This is a genomic window from Vibrio sp. 1-2 (7-a), assembly GCF_013048515.1.
GTDB lineage: Bacteria > Pseudomonadota > Gammaproteobacteria > Enterobacterales > Vibrionaceae > Vibrio > Vibrio diabolicus.
In genome coordinates, this window is the sequence record NZ_VHSQ01000020.1 from 1 (window position 1) to 22,621 (window position 22,621).

Consider the following 22,621-nt stretch of genomic DNA (forward strand, 5'->3'; position numbering starts at 1 on the left):
CAAACTCTTCAATTTAAGATTTTGTTCGGCTCAATGAATACTGAACATTACATAAAGTAATGTTTGAATTGACTGTGCTGAATCCGAAGATTCAATGGTCACTTCGTATCATTGAAACCTAATTTGATACCGAGGTATCGAATTGGATTATCATCAACGAGTGCCCACACAGATTGATAGGTTTATATTTTTAAAGAGCTTTTCTAACTTATCCAGCAACTTAGTTGCTCGTCGTTAGGGGTGCGTATCTTACTCCGCACCGTGAGAGAGTCAAGCATTTTTTCAAATTTCTTTTTCTCTCAGTTCCAACTGGCTGTGTGACTTTCGTCTCACTCCGTGTCGGTGGATGCGCAGTATAGGGAGTTGAGAAATTAGTACAAGCGTTTTTTGCAAAAAAACTTTCAACCGAACAAATAGCAATCACTTTGTGTATATACCAAGCTATCTTGGCTATTTTCTCTCATTTAAAAGGATCTTTCCTCAAGAAAAGGGCGTTCCTACCTGAATTAAGATCTTCAAATTTGATGCAATTGACGCAAATGATCTTCGCTCAACGCTCTTTTTCTCTTCGTCCTGCTGTATAAAAGATAAAAAAAGAGCAGAACGATAACGAACTGCTCTTTGGTCTTTGCTTTTTACTTGGGGTACTTCAGGTGAAGTCTTGGAAATTGCTTCTTCTATATAGAAGAAAAGATCAGAGCATCCTTGCCCTTCTCTTTTACGACAGATTAGCTAGGGGTATATCTAAATGTCGTGGTTGTTCGATGACACATTGAGCTCGTAAGAGTGGAGCATGCTTGCATTCCCAATGGCGTCATCTTCGAGAGGAACTTAGTTCTTCAATACTTTTACGGTGTAGCTACCATCTTTTTGTTGGTACAGACCGTGGATATCGGTTTCGAAACCTGGGTAATGCGCACCGATTTCACAAAGCATCTCTAGGAAGTCCAGCACAGGGCGAGACTCTTGAGTCACCATTTCACCAGGAAGTACTAGTGGCACACCTGGAGGATAAGGAAGGATCATGTTCGCACTTACGCGACCAACCATTTCTTCCAGTTTGATTTCTTCTACGTTACCGCGAAGCTCTTCTTGCCATGCTGCGTGTGGTGTTACTTTCATTTCTGGAAGAACATCGAACGCTTTGTACATTAGCTCTGGTAGGTTGTATTTCTTAGTTAGGTCATGAATTGCTTGTGCCAATTCTTGAACGCGCATGCCTTCATAGAAGCTTGGATCTTCGTTATATAGCGAAGGAAGGAAGCTCTTGATGGTTAGGTTCAAGTCGTAGCCACGTTTAAATTCAGTCAGACCGCGTAGTAATTGCATTGCTTTTGATTTGTCGATACCGATTGAGAATAGGAACAACAAGTTGTATGGGCCTGTTTTCTCAACCACGATGCCGCGCTCGTCTAGGAATTTAGCCACCAGCGAAGCAGGAATACCTGACTCTTCTAGTTCGCCTTCTTTATTCATCCCCGGAGTCAGTAGCGTTACTTTGATTGGGTCAAGATACATGTGGTTGTCATCCATGTTCTTGAAGCCGTGCCATGTATCGCTAGGGTCTAGTTTCCAACATTCTGTGGTATCGATGTTTTCTGGTTGCCATACATCGAAGAACCAGCTGTCACTTTCTGCTTCTAGGCGTTTGATCTCTTTACGGAAGCGAATTGCGCGATCGATAGAGTCTTGCATCAACTTCTTACCTGTGTTACCGCGCATCATTGCCGCTGCAGTTTCAGTAGAAGCAACAATGCCGTACTGAGGTGAAGTTGAAGTGTGCATCATGAATGCTTCGTTGAAAGATTCTTTATCAAAGTCACCTTTCACGTGAATCATCGAAGCTTGTGAGAACGCTGCCAACAGTTTGTGTGTTGATTGTGTCTCGTAGAACACTTTGCCTGGCATCGCTTCACCACTCATACCACATTTACCTTCATAAATTGGGTTGAAGTTAGTGTAAGGCACCCAAGCACTGTCGAAGTGGATGTGTTTACAATCTAGCGACTCTTTGATGAATTGCGTGTTGTACAACAGGCCATCGTAAGTTGAGTTAGTCACCACTGCGTAAGTTGGTGCAGTTGCACCTGGTGTTTTCGCCACTTTCTCAGCAATGACATCGCGGCTGAATTCACTTTGTGGAATACCACCAAGGATGCCGTATGCATTACGAGTTGGGCGGAAGTAGATTGGTGTCACGTCGCTCATCATCATTAGGTGAGTCAGAGATTTGTGACAGTTACGGTCAATCAGTACTGTGCTGCCCGCAGGTGCTGAGTACATACCAACGATTTTGTTCGATGTAGACGTGCCGTTAGTTACGATGTACGAGCTGTCTGCATTGAATGTGCGTGCGATGTATTCTTCTGCATCTTTATGTGGACCTGAGTGGTCTAGTAGAGAACCTAGCTCAGGCATTGAGATTGATACGTCCGCTTTGAATGTGTTTGGACCGTAAAAATCGTAGAAGATGCTACCAGCAGGGCTTTTCTGGAATGCAGTACCGCCCATGTGACCTGGAGTACAGAAGGTGTATTTACCTTCTTCTACGTATTTGAATAACGCTTTAGTGAATGGAGGCATGATGGCATCTTTGTATGCCTCAGTCGCTTGGTTGATTTTGATAGCGATATCGTCAGCCATACCTAAAGCGTACTCGAAGAAGCTCACGTTTAGACGTAGGTCTGTTAGTGAAATGTCTAGAGTAGACTGTTCGTTAGCAAATGCGTGAACAGGCAGTTTTTCGTTGATTTGGCTGATACGTTCACATAGCTCTAGTGAGTATTTATCCCAGTCGAACAGCACACCGCAAATACGTGGGTTCATCTCAATCATTTTGATCAAGTCTTTATCATCTACTGGGTAAACCACTTCGTAGCCCGCTTTCTCAAGAGCAGCGTGAAGTTGACGAACTGGCTCTTCTTTAAAGAACACACCCATGTGGTTCAAGATAGCGAATATATTCATTTGGACATCTCCAAGGCGAATGAAGGCGCTCTCTGCCATTTACAGGCAATGAGTAAGGTGAGCGCCGCGTGAATTTGGGTTTTATGGGCTGGCACCGTAGTGCCAGCGTTTTGGGGATTAGTTGCTTGCTTGGGCAGGCATGTCGTCAGCGTGTAGCTTCATGTACTGAGCTAAGCCGGCTTTTTTGCTGTAGAACATCAAGATAACGAGAGACACGATGAAGGTTGCTGTTAGCGTACCGCCTTCTGCACCAGCAAGGGCAATGAAGCAGAACAGACAAGCTACACCAGAGAACAGCATTACGAAGCCGTTGCGTGTTGTCATACCTTCGAAGCGAATCAAGTTAATGCTTGAGTAGAAGTAAGGCAGCATAGTTAGTAGAACTGCATCAGTCGTTAGCTGGTTGAACAGGTCTGATGCGTGTGCTGTTTTAGAGCTGAAGAACATCAGTACAACCATTAATGCTGTCATCTTGATTGACGCAAGGATTAGACCTTTCTTAGGCACACCGTTTTTGTCAGTTTCGCCGTAGATTTTAGGGAAGTTGCCATCGCTTGCTGCACGTTTACCAGCCTCGCCCACCAGCATCATCCAAGAACCTAGCGAAGTGAAACATGCTAGTGCTGTGAATGCTGATACGAATGGGGCTGTCCAGCTACCGAATAGCTCAGTGGTTGCCAATGCAAATGGCGCACCTGATGCCGCAACTTCAGAAGCAGGGAACATGCCGCTGATCATTTGAGTTGATAGGATATAAATCACACCTGCGATACCAGTACCCAGCATGGTTGCTAGCGGTACAGTACGTTTAGGATTTTCTACCATACCTGTCGATACTGCTGCTGATTCCACACCAACGAATGACCATAGACAGATAAGAACCGCAGTCACAATCGCATGGCTATCCGTACCCGCAGATACGTTCCAGTTTTGGCTGTATAGCGCAGTGTCGAAGTGCGTCCAACCAAACGCCGCTGTACCAACAACAGGAATGAGGATTAGAACAAGACCAAGCGTACATAGACGGCTTACCCAGCTACCACCAAGTAGGTTAACGAAAGTGAAGATCCATACCGATGCAATCGTCGCAATACCTGCTGGGATTGGGTCATTAAGCACTGGGAAGAATACTGAAAGGTAAGAAACACCTGTAATAGCAATAGCTAGGTTACCAATCCAGTTCGCGTGGTAATAAAGCACGCCCGTTTGGAAACCAAAGACAGGTGAAACTTCGCCAGCGTAAGCGATAGGACCACCTTCTTGAGGGTTTTTGGTTGCCAGACGAGCGTAAACAAACGCAAGGCTCAGTGCACCGACCAAACAGATCAGCCAGCTGAAAATTGAAACAGAGCCTACTGAAGCTAGGCTAGAAGGTAACAGTGCAATACCACTACCCATCATGTTACCGGCGACTACACCCGTACAGGCAATTAGGCCGATTTTTTTCGTATTCGATGACATAACATCTCCAAATCTATTCTACTCAAGTCAACGTGACTCAAACTGAACGGTTATTAGCGAGATGCTATGAAGTAGATACCTGCTCGACCTCGCTAAATTTCGAAGTGAAGACTACGCCCAAAAACTGGGAAAAAAATAAACTTGGCGTTATCAATAAAATGATTAGTTCATCAACATCAAGTTGAGATAAACATGATGAACACAAAAACATAAAAATATATTATTCATACAGTTATAAGAAAAACATCAAACCTTCTACCGATAGATAAACTCTCATCAACTCGTTGGTAATCGCGGCAAAAGTTATCAACCTCTATCAACTTCCCCGCCCCGAAGGGTTGATTCCCTGAACCTGTTGATTCCATAAATCTCTCCCTGATCGCGCTTTTTGACCCACATCAATATTCATCTCGCCTGCAAGAAAGCATCAGAATCATTCTCGCCAAATAACTCAGCCAGACACTCCATAGATAGAGAAGAAAACCGGATATGTCTTCCCGTTGCAAGCTTGCGTTACTGGCTCCTTCGTAAGTCATTACCCCACCGGCCACCCTTTTCACTTTTCGACAGCTACAAAAAAGCCCCTCACCGAAATGAGGAGCTAGTATTAAACTGACGTAGAGTGCGAGAGAATTAAAGCATTCGAACGACAGAAGGGTGAACAGCGCGATACATGGCGTAATCAATCGCCTTCATGTTACTTGGGAAGACCAAGTTTTCGCACAGCAGGTACGTCTCAACCGACGTATCAATATAGAAAGCTTCGCTGTAAGACTCACTGGCCAAATCCAGATCACCATCCAATTCAGCGTGCTTACCACGAATCACATAAGAAAGCACCGAATCACGTAACCTCAAAGCCTGCCCAAGATGCTGCTTGGCTGAAGCCATGTCACCAATAATGGTTTCGTGCAAGGCTAAAGCTTCATAAATTCGCGGTTGAATTGGCCCAACCATCATTTTTACGTTAGTTTCTAGTGCGTCACTCAACTGCTGCACTCGCCCTTTCTTCAACTCCTGTGAAAAGTCGAGCACCTTCTGCACGTGGTAAGCAATCAATAACTCTGCCTGAACGTAAGCATTATCTGGCTCAATTTCTAAAATGTTTTCCATCAAGTTGACGCCTTGGCGAAATTGCTTGGCATCCGAGACATTGAGATAATGGTTAGCTTGAACAAACAGCTCCAAAGCATCTGGGTTAATTGGCATTCCCGCCACCAGCATCGTGGATTTCAGCTTGGCATCCGGCACTTTCAGAACTTGCATCAAGTCTAACGACGCTTGTTGAAGCACTGTCTTTAAATGGCTGCTGGTTAACGCGTATTGACGACTAAACAACACCTTTTCAGATGAGTTATTCCGATATTCCACCTCTAAAAAGCTGCCACCCTCATTTTCACGAACCCGCACCACAACCGATTTGCCCGGCACAATACCCGAAGTAAACGACGTCTTCTTTAGCATGACTCGGTAATCGCTCACTTGAGCAATGTCGGACATCAACTTTTGGGCAAACCCGTCTGCCAAGTCGTAGCTTAACCCTTCGCTCGTGAAGTTATCTTGAAACTTGAATTCGATAAGGTGAGTATCGATGGCTTGAGTAATACGCACTTCCGATTGCTTGTAGGTAAACACACCCATCACCACAACCAAAACACTGATCCAGATGAAGTTCATGATCCCCAGGCGCCACGGACTGATTTTATTTTTTTTCGGAGGGGCCTTTTTCTCTTTAGACATCTCACAGACCGCGCGAGTCAGAGGGCCTGCAGGAAAGGTGACGGCAGGTGCGATAGGTGGAGTCTCTTCTTCTGGTTCATCAACAATAGGAGGAAGACTTTCTGAATCACAATGACGACTTGCGAGGAATTCCTCGAGTGTCATTGGGGTCACATTCGCCACCAGCTTGTAACCACGTTTCGGCACTGTAATGACGTAGCTGGTATTTTCTTCCCGACCGTCACGCAGTAATTTACGTAACTCAAAAATGGACTGAGTCACCACTTGATCGGTCACAATCGCCCCTGCCCAAACGTATTGGATCAATTCCTCACGATTGAACACCTCATTCGCATGCTCCGCTAGGAAATGCAGAAGATTAATTAAGCGTGGCTCAACAGTAACTTCCCTATCTTGTCGATACAGCTTATTTTCATCAACGCTTAAAACCCAGTCATTGATTTGAAAATAGACTCCAACCATGTATGAAAACTCTCGTATCTACAGACAGCGCTACGGCAGGAATCAAACAATGGCCAATTCCTACAGGTAACTAAAGGCGAGATTATAGGTGGGAAAACGGCGTGCACCTAGAAAAGCAAGCCGCCAAAAATGCAAACTTAAGTTAAGTGATGCAGAAATGAGACTACTCAAGTGCTGCAAGGATAGAACAATGAGTAGCATCATCATCCGTATGACCGCAGCAAGCATCATTGATCTTCTTCAAAGCTCGACGAATTTTCGTTAGCTCGTTAATTTTTCCATCAATCAGCTCTAACTTAGCAGAAGTAATAGCTTTAACCTCTGCACAGCTGTGTTCTGTTGCTTCTAGTTTGATTTCTAGTAGCTCTTTAATCTCATCCAGGCTCAGGCCCAGCTCTTTACCTTTAAGGATGAAGTGTACCTGCTTTTGATTCTCTTCATTATAGAGACGATAACCTGATTCACTTCGACCTGCGGGCTTTATCAGCGCGTTTTTCTCATAAAAACGCAGCGTATCTGCCGTCACACCACAACGTTTTGCCAGTTCACCTATCTGAAACATAACTTTCCCTATTAACTATCTCGTTACTTTTAAAGCTAAAGAACCTCTTTTTCACAATTATTTTTGAGATGCCAAACGATTGCGCGAGCTTTTTTGTAATAAATTGGTTAGAATACGCGCCATCAAATGTGGAGACTGTTTTCTAACCAGAAAACATCCGGCAAAGGTCTTTACCAAAACTGGCCAATATTTTACCCCAAGAGGTAAAAACAAGTTCATTTTTGGCAAACATCTTTAACTCCGTGAATTTGAGGAAAATGGAAGCATGAATAACGCTCGTCCTATTCGCCGTGCGCTTATCAGCGTATCAGACAAAACAGGTATTGTTGAGTTTGCACAAGCTCTTGCTGAGCGCGGTGTCGATATCCTATCTACTGGTGGTACAGCACGCCTACTTGCCGAACAAGGCATCGCAGTAACAGAAGTCTCTGACTACACAGGTTTCCCAGAAATGATGGACGGCCGCGTTAAAACGCTTCACCCGAAAGTTCACGGTGGTGTGCTTGGTCGTCGTGGTCAAGATGACGACGTGATGGCAAAACATGGCATCAATCCAATCGACATGGTCGTTGTTAACCTATACCCATTCGCAGAAACCGTTGCAAAAGAAGGCTGTACACTAGCTGACGCGGTTGAAAACATCGATATCGGCGGCCCAACGATGGTTCGCTCTGCAGCGAAAAATCACAAAGACGTGACTATCGTTGTGAACGCTCATGATTACGATCGCGTTATCGCTGAAATGGACGCGAACGAGAAATCTCTAACACTAGAGACTCGTTTCGACCTTGCTATCGCAGCATTCGAGCACACTGCTGCTTACGATGGCATGATCGCAAACTACTTCGGCACTATGGTTCCATCTTACGGTGAGAACAAAGAAGGTGATGAAGAGTCTAAATTCCCACGTACTTTCAACCAGCAATTCGAGAAAAAACAAGACATGCGCTACGGTGAGAACAGCCACCAAGCAGCCGCATTCTACGTTGAAGCAAACCCACAAGAAGCATCTGTTTCTACTGCTCGCCAAATCCAAGGTAAAGCCCTCTCTTACAACAACATTGCAGACACTGATGCAGCACTTGAGTGTGTGAAAGAGTTCAACGAGCCTGCATGTGTAATCGTAAAACACGCCAACCCATGTGGCGTTGCGCTAGGTAAAGACATCCTCGAAGCGTACAACCGCGCTTACCAAACTGACCCAACGTCAGCGTTCGGCGGCATCATTGCATTCAACCAAGAGCTAGATGCAAAAACGGCTAGCGCTATCGTTGAGCGTCAATTCGTTGAAGTGATTATCGCACCTTCTGTTTCTGCTGAAGCGATTGAAATCGTTGCAGCGAAGAAGAACGTACGTCTACTAGAGTGTGGCGAGTGGTCAACGAAGACAACGGGCTTTGACGTAAAACGCGTCAACGGTGGTCTACTGGTTCAAGACCGCGACCAAGGCATGGTAAGCCTAGACGATCTTAAAGTCGTGTCTAAACGTCAGCCGACAGAAGAAGAGCTAAAAGACGCCCTATTCTGCTGGAAAGTAGCGAAATACGTGAAATCTAACGCGATCGTTTACGCGAAAGGCGACATGACTATCGGTGTAGGCGCAGGCCAAATGAGCCGCGTTTACTCAGCGAAAATTGCCGGCATCAAAGCCGCAGATGAAGGCTTAGAAGTTGCCGGTAGCGTAATGGCATCTGACGCTTTCTTCCCATTCCGCGACGGTATCGATGCCGCAGCAGAAGCCGGCATTAAGTGCGTAATTCAGCCAGGTGGCTCTATGCGTGACGACGAAGTTATCGCAGCAGCAGATGAGCACGGCATGGCGATGATCTTCACGGGTATGCGTCACTTCCGCCACTAATTTCCTCATCGTATTTGGCACTGTGGCATTGTTAACTGCTTTCGGCCACCCCGGTTACGTAGCTGGCTATGTTTCCGGGATGGGCTCAATTGTTGCCTAGCCACATCATCAACTACTTTGAGTAAACAGTATTTATAAGATTAAGGATTTTCATATGCGAGTTTTAATCATTGGTTCAGGCGGTCGTGAACATGCGCTAGGCTGGAAAGCGGCGCAAAACCCAAATGTTGAGACTATTTTCATTGCTCCAGGCAACGCAGGTACGGCACTAGAGCCAAAACTAGAGAACGTAAACATTGATGTGGAAGACATCGATAGTCTGGTTGCTTTTGCAAAAGAGAAGGCGATTGAATTGACTATCGTTGGCCCAGAAGCACCATTGGTTATTGGTGTGGTTGATGCGTTCCGCGAAGCGGGCTTACCAATCTTTGGTCCTACCCAAGCCGCAGCGCAGCTTGAAGGCTCTAAAGCGTTTACTAAAGACTTCCTTGCTCGTCACCAAATCCCAACCGGTGCATACGCAAACTTCACAGAAATTGAACCAGCGCTTGCTTACGTGCGTGATCAAGGTGCGCCGATTGTGGTGAAAGCCGACGGCCTTGCGGCTGGTAAAGGCGTGATTGTGGCAATGACGCTAGAAGAAGCCGAAGACGCAATCAAAGACATGCTAGCAGGCAACGCATTTGGTGACGCAGGCAGCCGCGTGGTTATCGAAGAGTTCCTAGATGGCGAAGAAGCAAGCTTCATCGTGATGGTCGATGGCGAGAACGTTCTGCCAATGGCCACCAGCCAAGATCACAAACGCGTAGGTGACAAAGATACAGGTCCTAACACTGGTGGCATGGGCGCGTACTCGCCAGCTCCTGTGGTAACACCAGAAATTCACAACCGCATCATGGAAGAAGTCATTTACCCAACGGTACGTGGCATGGCGTCTGAAGGTAACCCATACACAGGTTTCCTATACGCGGGTCTGATGATCGACAAAGATGGTACGCCTAAAGTGATCGAGTACAACTGCCGCTTCGGTGATCCAGAGACACAACCAATCATGATGCGTATGGAATCGGATCTGGTTGATCTTTGCTTGGCTGCGATTGACCAAAAACTGGATCAAGTTGAATCAAAATGGGATCCACGTGCGTCGATTGGTATCGTACTCGCAGCCGGTGGTTACCCAGCAGCGTACAACAAAGGCGATGTGATCTCTGGTCTGCCACAAGTTGAAATTGAAGGCGAGAAAGTCTTCCACGCGGGTACAGACAATAAAGATGACAACATCGTAACAAATGGTGGTCGTGTTCTTTGTGCAACCGCACTTGGCAATAGCGTATCAGAAGCGCAGCAACGTGCTTACGAGCTTGCAAAACAGATCAGTTGGGACGGCATGTTCCATCGCAGTGACATCGGCTACCGTGCGATTGCACGTGAGCAAGAAAAATAAAAACAACTTAAGTTGGCTAAAAAACAAAAGGCGCATTCAGCGCCTTTTTTATTACTCTGTCAGCAAGTAAGTCTCACCAAGCTTACTCTGCGAGTAATGCTGGTCGTGGTACACAATCAAAGTCATCATCATTGAGCATCAACAGTTCATCAACCGTTGCTTTATTTCGTGACTGCTTGCCGACAAAAGCCACGTAACTGTCTACAGAGGAGAGACGCTCGATAATAAATTTTGGCAACGTCTGATTAAACTCGAGTGTCGAGAACGCTTTACCTTTGCAGGTTTCAAACGATTGGCCATTCCAATAACCTTGAATGAGGCTCTGACTGTTACGAGACTGCGCCTTAACCGACGCCACTACATCATTCGCTTCTGCCTTGTAACGTTCTAATTGTTCATGCTGAAGTGGTAAAACTTTACGATTAACGCGATATTGTTGGTAAACCGCTTCGCCATCTTTATTAAAACGGATGTGGATTTGAAAAGGCACCAACTCTTGCTTGGTATCAACTTGCTCACCTTTTCGAATCAACTCTCGAAGCTCACCTTCATCCCAACGGTAGTCACTTTGAAACCAGCCATTATCCCCCATCGTCACGTAATCAGCCGCCGTACTCACGCGAGTGAGTTTCTCGGTCATCCAGTACAAGCTACTTGCGTCTCCAGCAACTTTGCCGCCAGAGAAGTGAGTGAATTGTTCTAAATTAGGAGTTTCAACCGACGAACAGCCAAAAAGGGTAAAGCTAGATAAGAGAAGTGAAGCGAGTAGATGTTTTTTCATGAAGTTGCACCGAGGCAGGATACCTCGGTGCATTCTAACTTAGTTTACTGATTCTTTCAGCGCTTTACCTGCTACGAATGCAGGTACGTTAGCTGCTGCGATTTGAATCTCGTCACCAGTCTTAGGGTTACGACCAGTACGTGCAGCGCGGTGGTTTACTTTGAATGTACCAAAACCAATTAGTTGAACTTGGTCACCCTCTTTAAGTGCACCAGTTACACCATCAAGAGTCGCTTCAAGAGCAGCTTTTGCTTGTGCTTTTGATAGGTCTGCTTTCTCTGCGATAAAGTCGATTAATTGGGTCTTGTTCATTAGGTTTCCCTTCTCATAGGTTATCGAATTCGTCTCACTCTAAAACATAAATGCCCCATCTGGCAAAGGTTTGTAAGCGATCTTTCGATTTTCTGACGTACTTTTAGCCATAATATGAGTAATAACTCACAATTTGTTACCACATACCCCCTGAAAACCCTTGCTTTCCAAGGTATTTGGACCAATTTATAAGGCACTTTTGCGGTTATAATAGCTGCAAATAACCACTATCAAACTACATTCAAGGGCAACTATGCTGCTGTTATCCATTTATATCTCTATTGCAATCGGCATTTCGTTTATCTGTTCGGTGCTGGAGGCGGTACTGCTGAGTATCAGTCCGAGCTACATTGCGCAGCTCAATCAACAGGGGCATCCCGCAGCTGGGCAACTGGCTAAGCTAAAATCAGATATCGACCGACCATTGGCATCCATTCTAACTCTAAATACCATCGCTCATACCATCGGCGCGGCCACTGCTGGTGCACAAGCTGCGGTGGTATTTGGTAGCGAAGCGTTAGGTATCTTTTCGGCAGTGCTCACACTGGCGATCTTGGTGCTTTCAGAAATCGTACCGAAAACAATTGGCGCAACTTACTGGCGTCAATTGGCGCCAACCGCGGCAGTCGCATTACGCTGGATGGTATGGGCGCTAACGCCATTCGTATGGTTTTCAGAGCAAATCACCAAGCGTCTTGCTCGTAACCACGAAGCTCCGAAAATGCGTGATGAACTGTCTGCAATGGCGATTCTGGCACGTGAAAGCGGTGAATTTGCCGAGGGTGAATCAAAAATATTAAGCAACTTACTTGGCATCCAAGATGTACCTGTAACGCAGGTTATGACGCCACGTCCTGTGGTATTCCGTATCGATGCCACGATGACCATCAATGAGTTCCTAGAAAAACACAAGGATACACCTTTCTCCCGCCCATTGGTTTATAGCGAGCAGAAAGACAACATCATTGGTTTTGTGCACCGCCTTGAGTTGTTCAAACTGCAACAATCAGGTTGTGGACAGAAACAACTGGGAGCAATCATGCGCCCGATTCAAGTGGTGCTAAACAACACGACGTTACCGAAAGTGTTTGACCAGATGATGACTCATCGCCTACAGCTAGCCCTTGTCGTTGACGAATACGGTACTGTGCAAGGCTTGGTGACGTTGGAGGATATTTTTGAACACCTCGTGGGTGAAGAAATCATCGATGAAGCGGATAAAAGTACCGACATGCAAGAGCTGGCTTACCAACGCTGGGAAAGCTGGAAAGAAATGCACGGCGTAATCGAAAGCCGCGATGACGATGAAGAAGAGGAAGAACTGGAGAAGCATCACAAGGAGCCAGAAACTCAAGAAGCGACAAAACCAGATTCTAAAGAATCGTAATCAACATTGGGCATAACCGCTCAAACGCCGCAAACAAAAAGGCATCCATTTAGGATGCCTTTTTTATATCTATTCAACGATTAAAGTGCGATACCGATGTTGCTCACACCTTCTTCACGTAACTCTTCACGTAAATCTTTAATCAAGCTGATGTCACGCTCTACCGCTTCACGCAGTGGACGGAAAATAGCCCACTGCACGTCCCATTCTTCACATACGGCTTCATTTTCTTTCTGATTGTCGTTGGTTATTGGCTCTGCACCTTGCGCTTGCTCTAGATCAGCAACGGTTTGTACCGACTGTTGGCTCACTTTAAGCATTGAATCGAAAAGGTAGTCGCGGTCCAATAGACCATGCAGTAACGTAGACAAACCCTGACACGCGTCCATCGCTGGGTAAACGCCGTAAAAATCGAACTCATCCGCACTTGGGAACAACTCTTCTAACTTCTCTAATTGACGTTCGAAGTTAATTTTCGCGTTCTTAACTGTCAAAATTTCCCATACACTATCAAGAATCGCTCGGTAAGCACGCGGGTCAGCAAATTCTGTGTTCTCACAAAACATCGCATAGTTTGGATACATGCGTTCACACAGACACGCCATAAAGGTAATTTGTTGCCAAGGTTCTAGTTTTTCTAAACGAACCTGAAGAGGATTCTTAAGCATAGTCACTCAATCATTGAAGAAAAAAACAGCGAAAGTGTACTTGATTCATCACAGGGAAAAAAGTTAATGCCGCATTCAAATCAGATTTTCCTGCTCTCAGAGCATCGTGACACCTACGAAACGTTATTGACGGAGAGAAAGCTACCAGATCTGAGCATCACTGATAAGCCAGAGGAAGCTCAAATAGTTCTTGCTGATCCGCCATTACTATCCAATAGATTAGACGAGTTTTCACAGCTTGGGTGGGTACAATCGACATTCGCCGGCGTCAATGCACTAATGCTACCTAACCTTCGTCAGGACTACACCCTGACCAATGTTCGAGGCATCTTTGGCCCTCTGATTGCCGAATATGTGCTGGGTTACAGTATTGCCCATTACCGCCACTTCAACCGATACCACCAGCAACAACAAAACAAACGATGGCAGCCTCATCTCTATACATCATTACAAAGTAAAACCATGGTGATTCTCGGTACTGGTAGCATTGGGTGTTATTTGGGCAATGCCGCTAAAGCAATGGGAATAAAAACCATCGGTATGAACCGCACAGGTATTCCGACCTCAGGTGGTGAATTTCATCAGACCTTTCATATCAGTGAACTAAGTAAGGCATTTGAACAAGCCGACATTGTTGTGAATACCCTACCAAGTACACCTGAGACGCAACAGTTACTCAATCGTCAAACACTCAGTCATCTAAACAAGGCGTTATTATTCAACGTGGGTCGTGGCGACGTACTGGATGAGGCTGGGTTGCTCTTCGCTCTGAAAAACCGTTGGGTAGAACACGCCTTCTTAGATGTGTTTGAGCAAGAACCGTTGTCGGTAGAGCATCCGTTTTGGAAACTACCGCAAGTCACCATCACTCCACACATTGCTGCGCTGAGTTTTCCCGAGCAAGTCATCGAGATTTTTGCTGACAACTATCTACGCTGGCGCGATGGGTTTTCATTAAATTATCAAGTGGATTTCGAAAAGGGTTACTAAGAATGTCGTTAGACGAGCTATTGCAGCGAGTGAGGGCCTGCCAGATCTGCGCGGATAATTTACCTTTGGGCGCAAACCCTGTCGTACAAGCCGCAAAAGACGCACGCATCCTAATCATCGGACAAGCGCCGGGGACGCGTGTGCACAAAACCTCGATACCTTGGAACGATCCAAGCGGCGATCGGTTACGCCAATGGCTCGATATCGACAAAGACATTTTCTACGACCCAAACAAAATAGCCATTGTCCCGATGGGCTTCTGCTATCCAGGCAAGGGGAACTCTGGCGATTTACCTCCTCGCAAAGAGTGTGCGCCCGCTTGGCACAAAAAGATTCTCGAGCAGTTGCCCAATATAGAGCTGACGCTACTGATTGGTCAGTACTCACAGCAGTACTATCTCACCAACAAACCAAAGACACTCACGCAAACCGTTCAGCAATGGCAGGATTGGGAACCTGATTTTATCCCGCTTCCTCATCCTTCTCCACGCAATACATTGTGGTTAAAGAAGAATCCTTGGTTTGAATCTGAAGTCGTGCCATACCTTAAAAAACGCGTTCACTCGATGCTTTAGGTTACCCATGATCTAATTGATTTTTTATCTGTACAAGAAAATGAGCACACAAACACAAAACCGCTAAGCTGTTGTTTATAATGAGATTAAAAAATAAACGTACAGACTAAATAGTAATTAGATCATAGTAGGCCAAATACTACTAGAGCTGTACAACCTTGAGTTTCAGATAAAAAATTGAATTTTAGGTAAAAAAAATACCGGCACTGAATGCCGGCATTTGATTGCAAAAAATCTAACTTACTTGTGGTATGGCTTAGATAACTCGTGTACCGCTTCCACAAACACGCCCGCGTTTTCTGGCGGTACATCCAAGTGGATACCATGGCCTAGGTTGAACACATGACCAGTACCCGTATCACCAAAGCCTTCTAGGATATCCGATACTTCTTCGCGGATGCGCTCTGGTGAAGCGTAAAGCATGGATGGGTCCATGTTACCTTGCAGCGCCACTTTATCACCGATACGTGCTTTCGCGTCTGCAATGTTGATTGTCCAGTCTAGACCAACCGCATCACAGCCCGTTGCTGCGATTTGCTCAAGCCACATACCGCCATTCTTAGTAAACAGTGTGACTGGCACGCGACGACCATCGTTTTCACGAATCAGACCATCTACAATCTTGTGCATGTATTGCAGTGAGAACAGGTTGTAGTCACGAGGCGTCAGTACGCCACCCCATGTGTCAAATACCATTACCGACTGCGCGCCTGCTTTAATTTGCGCGTTTAGGTACTCGATAACGCTGTCTGCCAGCTTATCTAGAAGTAAGTGCAGAGTTTGTGGTTCCGCGTACATCATTTTCTTGATCTTGGTGAAGGCTTTAGAACTGCCACCTTCGATCATGTACGTAGCAAGAGTCCACGGGCTACCAGAGAAGCCAATTAACGGCACTTCACCCTTAAGGTCTTTACGGATCTGACGTACTGCGTTCATTACATATTGCAGTTCACCTTCTGGATCTGGCAAACCAATTTTTTCCACGTCAGCTTTGCATGTAATTGGGTTATCAAAAACAGGTCCTTCGCCCGCAGCAAAACGTAAACCAAGCCCCATTGCATCTGGAATCGTTAAGATGTCCGAGAATAAGATCGCGGCATCAAGAGGAAAACGGCGTAATGGTTGAAGTGTCACTTCGGATGCTAATTCTGCATTTCGACACAAAGACATGAAATCACCCGCTTCTGCACGAGTCGCTTTGTATTCTGGTAGGTAACGACCTGCCTGGCGCATCATCCATACTGGCGTGTAATCTACCGGCTCTTTTAAAAGCGCACGCAGATAACGATCATTTTTTAATTCAGTCATTCCGTAATTCCAACTGTTAGGCTTTCTGTGAAAGGGGGTATTCTATCACTGATTTAAGTCCAATAGCTGTGTGCTTTGCAACCTGGATCAAGTTATTAACTTTTAAATCAATGCTTAATTTGCACCCAATCGGTATCAGTGTTAAAAATTTGTTCGCTAGCGAAAACTACAATTATAAACTGAGTACCCAGTACTCAGCATCTCATAACGACATCTTACTTACCCCCTCCCTCTCGGAGGGTTTTTTTTATCTATTTATCAGATAATTAGAATCAATATCTTGTAGCGTTTGTTCGATAAGCGCTCTTGCAATCGTTCCTTTAGGCGCAACAGGCGGCATCTCGTCAATACCAAACCATTGTGCATCAGACAGCTCAGTGTAGTCTGGAATTAACTCTCCCGATTCATAGTCAGCTAAAAACCCCATCATCATACTCGATGGGAAAGCCCAAGGCTGGCTGCCAAAGTAACGAATATTTTTAACGAGAATTCCTGTTTCTTCATGAATTTCTCGAGCCACACACTCTTCTAATGTCTCACCAACTTCTAAGAAGCCGGCAATAACGGTATACATACCATTTCGATGCCTTGGATGTTGAGCCAATAAGATCTGATTCTCTTTACGCACAGCAACGATAATACATGGAAATATTCGAGGATAATGGAGAGTACGGCATTCGCCACACTGCATAGCTAACTGGTTATTATTAAGAAAGTTTCTTCCACCGCACTGTGGGCAAAAACGCAGACTTTGCGTCATGTGCCCATACTGGACCGCTTTACTTAACAACATAAATAATGGCTCAGGAAAATGCAGGCAGTCGCGTAGTGAGACTAATGGTAGATCATGCTCCAGATCAGACAAATTAAGCCACATGACGGGCGAACCTGAATACTCACCAATGGTCCTTGCACTCACTTCAGGCAGTGATAACTGCTCTGCAGACCCGAAAGGCACAGCACCATCCACCAGCCAAATTTCACTTCCTGCAACAACACACCAGTATGCATTTATCGCGCGGTTAACATCACCTTTTCTTAACATTACACCATCCCTTTGCTTGAAGTTCGTTCATTTTACTGGCAATCTAATTTCATACTAGAGTTTGTCGTTAAGTAAATTTGCACTCTAAATTCTAGTAAGGACAAGAGTTTGTAATAACTTTACTAACTTTGCTTTGCAAAGGATACGTTCGCCAACAGGCGATCAGATCATGAGGGCATGGTCATGCTAAAAAAATTCAAACAAACACAAGATCAGTGGGGTGGCTCAAGTGATGTCATTGATCACTGGTTAGAGACAAGACAATCCCTGATTGTTGAATATTGTAAGCTTGCAGCACTGCAACCTTGTTCGAAAACCAATGTTATTGAACTCCCATCTCCTTCCGAATTGCAGGATTTCTGTCAGCATCTCGTTGATTACATCTCCGAGGGCCATTTTAAAATCTATGACATGGTTATGGATCGCTGGAAAGCGACTGGCTTTGTCGTGACCAATGAAATCAATCAAACTTATGGTCAAATAGTCCTGACAACTGAACCACTATTGAACTTTAACGATAAGTACTCAGAAGTTACTGAAGATGATGAATTAGATGATTTCGATTCTGATATGTGTCTCATTGGCGAAATTCTTGAGACTCGATTTGAAGTCGAGGACTATCTGATACAGCAGATCGCAGAAAGCCTGTCTATGCCCCCAGGGGCTTAGTGTTTGCAAACATTCAGAGACTGAAGGATAGAAAAGACTGACGATCATCGTCGGTCTTTTTTGTTTCTAGCTTTATTACTATTACCTTCTCTAAGAACCCTCTCGAAGAAAAAGGCAGGATAAAAACTAAAAAGGCACCCGAAGGTGCCTTTTTTCTTAAGCTTCTAACGATTACTCGTTAAATGGCTTACTCTTCAGAAGAGAAACCAGCGTTTAGAAGTGCCGCTAGGTTGTCCGTTGCTTGCTCAGCAGAAGGACCATCTTGCGCTTCAGAACGTTTAGCTTGACGCTCTTGGTGGTATGCGAAGCCAGTACCAGCTGGGATCAGACGACCAACAATTACGTTCTCTTTCAGACCACGTAGGTCATCACGCTTACCAGAAACCGCTGCTTCTGTTAGTACGCGAGTTGTCTCCTGGAACGATGCCGCAGAGATGAACGACTCAGTCGCTAGAGATGCTTTAGTGATACCTAGTAGTTCACGCTCGAAACGTGCAGGCTCTTTGCCTTCAGCTTCTAGGTTACGGTTAGCAATCTTAACTTGTGAGTACTCAATCTGCTCACCAGGTAGGAACTCAGAGTCACCAGAGTGAGTAATAGTACACTTACGTAGCATCTGACGAACGATAGTTTCAATGTGCTTATCGTTAATCTTAACGCCTTGTAGACGGTAAACTTCCTGTACTTCGTTAGCAATGTACTGCGTTACCGCGTGTACGCCACGTAGACGTAGGATGTCGTGTGGAGACTCTGGACCATCTGCGATCACGTCACCACGTTCAACTTTTTCACCTTCGAATACGTTCAACTGACGATGCTTAGGAATCATCTCTTCGTAAGCTTCACCGCTTTCACGTGTGATCACTAGGCGACGCTTACCTTTGGTCTCTTTACCGAAGCTCACAGTACCTGTGTGCTCAGCAAGGATTGCAGGCTCTTTCGGCTTACGTGCTTCAAATAGGTCAGCAACTCGTGGAAGACCACCGGTGATATCTTTGTTACCGCCAGACTTCTGAGGAATACGTGCTAGTGTCGCACCAACACCTACTGCTGCGCCATCTTCGATGTTCACAATCGCTTTACCAGGTAGGAAGTAGTGAGCTGGCATATCAGTACCAGGGATCATTACATCGTTACCTTGCTCATCAACAAGTTTGATAGCTGGACGCATATCTTTACCTGCTGAAGGGCGAGCTGCTGGGTCAGTTACTTCGCTTGAAGATAGACCTGTTAGGTCATCGGTTTGACGAGATACTGTTACGCCGTCGATCATGTCTACGAACTGGATGCGACCTGCTACCTCAGTAATGATAGGTAGTGTGTGCGCTTCCCAGTTTGCAACTGTTTCGCCAGCTTGAACTGTATCGCCATCGCCTTTGCTTAGTAGCGTACCGTAAGGCAGTTTGTGTTTCTCTTTCGTACGACCAAACTCATCAATAATAGTTAGCTCTGTCGCACGAGAAGTGATAACGATCTTACCGTCATCTGCTAGTACAGATTTAGCGTTGTGTAGCTTGATAGAACCGTTGTTCTTAACTTGAACACTGTTCTCTGCCGCTGCTGTCGATGCCGCACCACCGATGTGGAACGTACGCATGGTAAGCTGTGTACCTGGTTCACCGATAGACTGAGCAGCGATAACACCTACTGCTTCACCTTGGTTCACTAGGTGGCCACGTGCTAGGTCACGACCGTAACACTGTGCACAACAACCGAAGTCAGAATCACACGTTACTACAGAGCGGACTTTCATGCTGTCTACTGAGTTCTCTTCCATGATTTGACACCACTTCTCATCGATCAGGGTGTTACGTGGAATAAGAACGTCTTCAGTGCCAGGTTTTAGTACGTCTTCAGCAACAACACGACCAAGAGCAAGCTCAGAAAGTGCAACTTTAACATCACCACCCTCGATGTGAGGCATCATGTCAACACCCTCGTGAGTGCCACAGTCATGTTCAGTTACAACTACATCTTGAGCAACGTCTACCAGACGACGAGTTAGGTAACCCGAGTTCGCTGTTTTCAGTGCCGTATCCGCAAGACCCTTACGAGCACCGTGCGTTGAGATAAAGTACTGAAGTACGTTTAGACCTTCTTTAAAGTTCGCTGTGATCGGCGTTTCGATGATTGAACCATCTGGACGCGCCATCAGACCACGCATACCCGCAAGCTGACGAATCTGTGCTGCAGAACCACGAGCGCCCGAGTCCGCCATCATGTAGATGCTGTTGAATGACTCTTGCTGTTCCTCTTCACCGTCACGGTTAACTACCGTTTCAGATGAAAGGTTTTCCATCATTGCTTTCGCAACACGGTCGTTGGTCGATGCCCAGATATCGATAACTTTGTTGTAGCGTTCGCCCGCAGTAACAAGACCTGATTGGTACTGTTCCTGGATTTCACGTACTTCTTCTTCCGCTTCTGCGATTTCAGTGTACTTAGCTGCTGGTACAACCATATCGTCGATACCAACAGATACACCAGAAAGTGCCGCGTACGCGAAACCGGTGTACATGATTTGGTCAGCGAAGATTACTGTGTCTTTCAGACCTAGTTTACGGTACGCCTCGTTAAGTAGGTTAGAGATTTGCTTCTTACCTAGCTTTTGGTTAACGATGCTGTACGGTAGACCAGCTGGCACGATTTGCCATAGCATTGCACGACCAACAGTGGTGTCTACCATCTTGGTTTCTGTAGTGCTGTTGCCGTCTTCGTCTACAACAGTTTCTGTAATACGTACTTTAACGCGTGCGTGAAGCTCAGCTTGTTTAGTGCGGTATGCTTTCTCAGCCTCTTCTGGGCCAGAAAGGTACATACCTTCACCTTTCACGTTGATCTTTTCACGAGTCATGTAGTACAGACCCAATACAACGTCCTGAGAAGGTACGATGATCGGATCACCTGACGCTGGCGACAGAATGTTGTTTGTCGACATCATCAGAGTACGAGCTTCAAGCTGTGCCTCTAGAGTTAGAGGTACGTGAACCGCCATTTGGTCACCATCGAAGTCCGCGTTGTACGCCGCACAAACAAGTGGGTGTAGCTGAATCGCTTTACCTTCGATCAGTACTGGTTCGAACGCCTGGATACCTAGACGGTGAAGTGTAGGTGCACGGTTCAATAGTACTGGGTGTTCACGGATTACTTCGTCTAGGATATCCCAAACGACCGCTTCTTCACGCTCTACCATCTTCTTAGCAGCTTTGATTGTAGTCGCAAGACCACGAGTCTCTAGCTTGCTGTAGATAAATGGTTTGAATAGCTCAAGTGCCATCTTCTTAGGAAGACCACACTGGTGTAGACGAAGGTATGGACCTACTGTGATTACAGAACGGCCAGAGTAGTCTACACGTTTACCTAGAAGGTTCTGACGGAAACGACCTTGTTTACCCTTGATCATATCAGCAAGAGATTTCAGAGGACGCTTGTTAGAACCTGTGATCGCACGACCACGACGACCGTTATCTAGTAGCGCATCAACAGACTCTTGCAGCATACGTTTTTCGTTACGTACGATGATGTCCGGAGCAGCTAGCTCTAGAAGACGCTTCAAACGGTTGTTACGGTTGATCACACGACGGTATAGATCGTTAAGATCAGAAGTCGCAAAGCGACCGCCATCTAGAGGTACTAGAGGACGTAGATCTGGCGGAAGTACTGGAAGTACTGTTAGGATCATCCACTCTGGGTTGTTACCCGATGCGATGAACGCTTCTACCAGCTTAAGACGCTTAGTTACTTTCTTACGCTTAGTTTCAGAGTTTGTTGTCTCTAACTCTTCACGCATTTGTTCTGCTTCAGCGTGCATATCCATAGAACCTAGTAGGTCCTTGATAGCTTCCGCACCCATCTTAGCAGTGAACTCGTCGCCCCACTCTTCTAGACGATCTAGATACTCTTCTTCAGTAAGCATCTGACCTTTTTCTAGATCAGTCATACCAGGCTCTGTTACTACGTACATTTCGAAGTAAAGAACACGTTCGATATCACGTAGAGGGATATCCATCAGTAGACCGATACGAGACGGTAGCGATTTTAGGAACCAGATGTGAGCTACTGGTGAAGCAAGTTCAATGTGGCCCATACGGTCACGACGAACTTTAGTTTGTGTAACTTCTACACCACACTTCTCACAGATAACACCACGGTGCTTCAGGCGCTTGTACTTACCACAAAGACATTCGTAGTCTTTAACTGGACCAAAGATACGCGCACAGAACAGACCATCGCGTTCAGGTTTGAACGTACGATAGTTGATCGTTTCAGGTTTTTTAACTTCACCAAAAGACCATGAACGGATCATGTCTGGTGAAGATAGACCGATTTTGATTGCATCAAATTCTTCGGTCTTATGCTGTGCTTTTAGAAAGTTTAATAAGTCTTTCACAA

16 protein-coding genes are annotated in these 22,621 nt (G+C 45.6%); 6 read left to right on the forward strand and 10 right to left on the reverse strand.

Annotated elements, in window-relative coordinates; all coding sequences use genetic code 11:
- Positions 1-831 precede the first annotated feature (831 nt).
- The 4 genes from FKN08_RS22915 to zntR form a co-directional block, all read right to left on the reverse strand.
- Complete coding sequence (locus FKN08_RS22915; protein ID WP_005451159.1) at positions 832-2,967, reverse strand: lysine decarboxylase CadA; 2,136 nt, start codon at positions 2,965-2,967, stop codon at positions 832-834.
- A gap of 117 nt (positions 2,968-3,084) precedes the next feature.
- Positions 3,085-4,428: a cadaverine/lysine antiporter gene (gene cadB, locus FKN08_RS22920; protein ID WP_047010384.1), complete on the reverse strand. Its 1,344-nt coding sequence runs from the start codon at positions 4,426-4,428 to the stop codon at positions 3,085-3,087.
- A 633-nt stretch (positions 4,429-5,061) separates the two neighbouring features.
- On the reverse strand, positions 5,062-6,630 hold the full coding sequence (gene cadC, locus FKN08_RS22925; RefSeq protein WP_170892931.1) for a lysine decarboxylation/transport transcriptional activator CadC: 1,569 nt from the start codon (positions 6,628-6,630) through the stop codon (positions 5,062-5,064).
- A 163-nt stretch (positions 6,631-6,793) separates the two neighbouring features.
- Entirely contained in the window at positions 6,794-7,192 is a 399-nt protein-coding gene (gene zntR / locus FKN08_RS22930) for a Zn(2+)-responsive transcriptional regulator (protein WP_005397290.1), read from the reverse strand.
- Between the two features lie 265 nt (positions 7,193-7,457).
- Here zntR and purH point away from each other — a divergent pair, with 265 nt between their 5' ends.
- Together purH and purD are read left to right on the forward strand one after the other, a co-directional pair.
- Positions 7,458-9,050, forward strand: coding sequence for a bifunctional phosphoribosylaminoimidazolecarboxamide formyltransferase/IMP cyclohydrolase (gene purH / locus FKN08_RS22935; RefSeq protein ID WP_085344624.1), 1,593 nt, complete (start codon positions 7,458-7,460; stop codon positions 9,048-9,050).
- A gap of 154 nt (positions 9,051-9,204) precedes the next feature.
- Positions 9,205-10,494, forward strand: coding sequence for a phosphoribosylamine--glycine ligase (purD, locus tag FKN08_RS22940; RefSeq protein ID WP_170892932.1), 1,290 nt, complete (start codon positions 9,205-9,207; stop codon positions 10,492-10,494).
- Between the two features lie 82 nt (positions 10,495-10,576).
- Here the strand turns inward: purD and FKN08_RS22945 are convergent, their stop codons facing one another.
- On the reverse strand, positions 10,577-11,275 hold the full coding sequence (locus FKN08_RS22945) for a DUF1481 domain-containing protein (protein ID WP_047010379.1): 699 nt from the start codon (positions 11,273-11,275) through the stop codon (positions 10,577-10,579).
- A 39-nt stretch (positions 11,276-11,314) separates the two neighbouring features.
- Positions 11,315-11,587: a nucleoid-associated protein HU-alpha gene (gene hupA, locus FKN08_RS22950; protein WP_005382524.1), complete on the reverse strand. Its 273-nt coding sequence runs from the start codon at positions 11,585-11,587 to the stop codon at positions 11,315-11,317.
- 253 nt (positions 11,588-11,840) lie between these two features.
- Between hupA and FKN08_RS22955 the strand changes: the two genes are divergently transcribed.
- Positions 11,841-12,974, forward strand: a complete 1,134-nt coding sequence (locus tag FKN08_RS22955) for a hemolysin family protein (protein WP_065644986.1) — start codon at positions 11,841-11,843, stop codon at positions 12,972-12,974.
- An 80-nt stretch (positions 12,975-13,054) separates the two neighbouring features.
- Here FKN08_RS22955 and FKN08_RS22960 read toward each other — a convergent pair whose 3' ends face one another.
- A complete protein-coding gene (locus tag FKN08_RS22960; protein WP_005382520.1) occupies positions 13,055-13,642 on the reverse strand; it encodes a DUF416 family protein in 588 nt (195 codons plus the stop codon).
- A gap of 66 nt (positions 13,643-13,708) precedes the next feature.
- On the opposite strand from FKN08_RS22960, the gene FKN08_RS22965 reads away from it, so the two are divergent.
- Both FKN08_RS22965 and FKN08_RS22970 read left to right on the forward strand, forming a co-directional pair.
- Positions 13,709-14,632: a D-2-hydroxyacid dehydrogenase gene (locus FKN08_RS22965; protein ID WP_170892933.1), complete on the forward strand. Its 924-nt coding sequence runs from the start codon at positions 13,709-13,711 to the stop codon at positions 14,630-14,632.
- Positions 14,633-14,634: 2 nt separating this feature from the next.
- On the forward strand, positions 14,635-15,207 hold the full coding sequence (locus FKN08_RS22970) for a uracil-DNA glycosylase family protein (protein ID WP_048625622.1): 573 nt from the start codon (positions 14,635-14,637) through the stop codon (positions 15,205-15,207).
- Positions 15,208-15,447: 240 nt separating this feature from the next.
- Here FKN08_RS22970 and hemE read toward each other — a convergent pair whose 3' ends face one another.
- Both hemE and nudC read right to left on the reverse strand, forming a co-directional pair.
- Positions 15,448-16,515, reverse strand: coding sequence for a uroporphyrinogen decarboxylase (hemE, locus tag FKN08_RS22975; protein WP_048625623.1), 1,068 nt, complete (start codon positions 16,513-16,515; stop codon positions 15,448-15,450).
- 247 nt (positions 16,516-16,762) lie between these two features.
- The gene (gene nudC / locus FKN08_RS22980; RefSeq protein ID WP_104969906.1) at positions 16,763-17,560 is read right to left on the reverse strand and encodes an NAD(+) diphosphatase; all 798 of its coding nucleotides are present in this window, start codon (positions 17,558-17,560) and stop codon (positions 16,763-16,765) included.
- 177 nt (positions 17,561-17,737) lie between these two features.
- Between nudC and FKN08_RS22985 the strand changes: the two genes are divergently transcribed.
- Positions 17,738-18,229, forward strand: coding sequence for an Rsd/AlgQ family anti-sigma factor (locus tag FKN08_RS22985; RefSeq protein ID WP_031780615.1), 492 nt, complete (start codon positions 17,738-17,740; stop codon positions 18,227-18,229).
- A gap of 187 nt (positions 18,230-18,416) precedes the next feature.
- Here the strand turns inward: FKN08_RS22985 and rpoC are convergent, their stop codons facing one another.
- On the reverse strand, positions 18,417-22,619 hold the full coding sequence (rpoC, locus tag FKN08_RS22990) for a DNA-directed RNA polymerase subunit beta' (RefSeq protein WP_005397277.1): 4,203 nt from the start codon (positions 22,617-22,619) through the stop codon (positions 18,417-18,419).
- Positions 22,620-22,621: the final 2 nt, after the last annotated feature.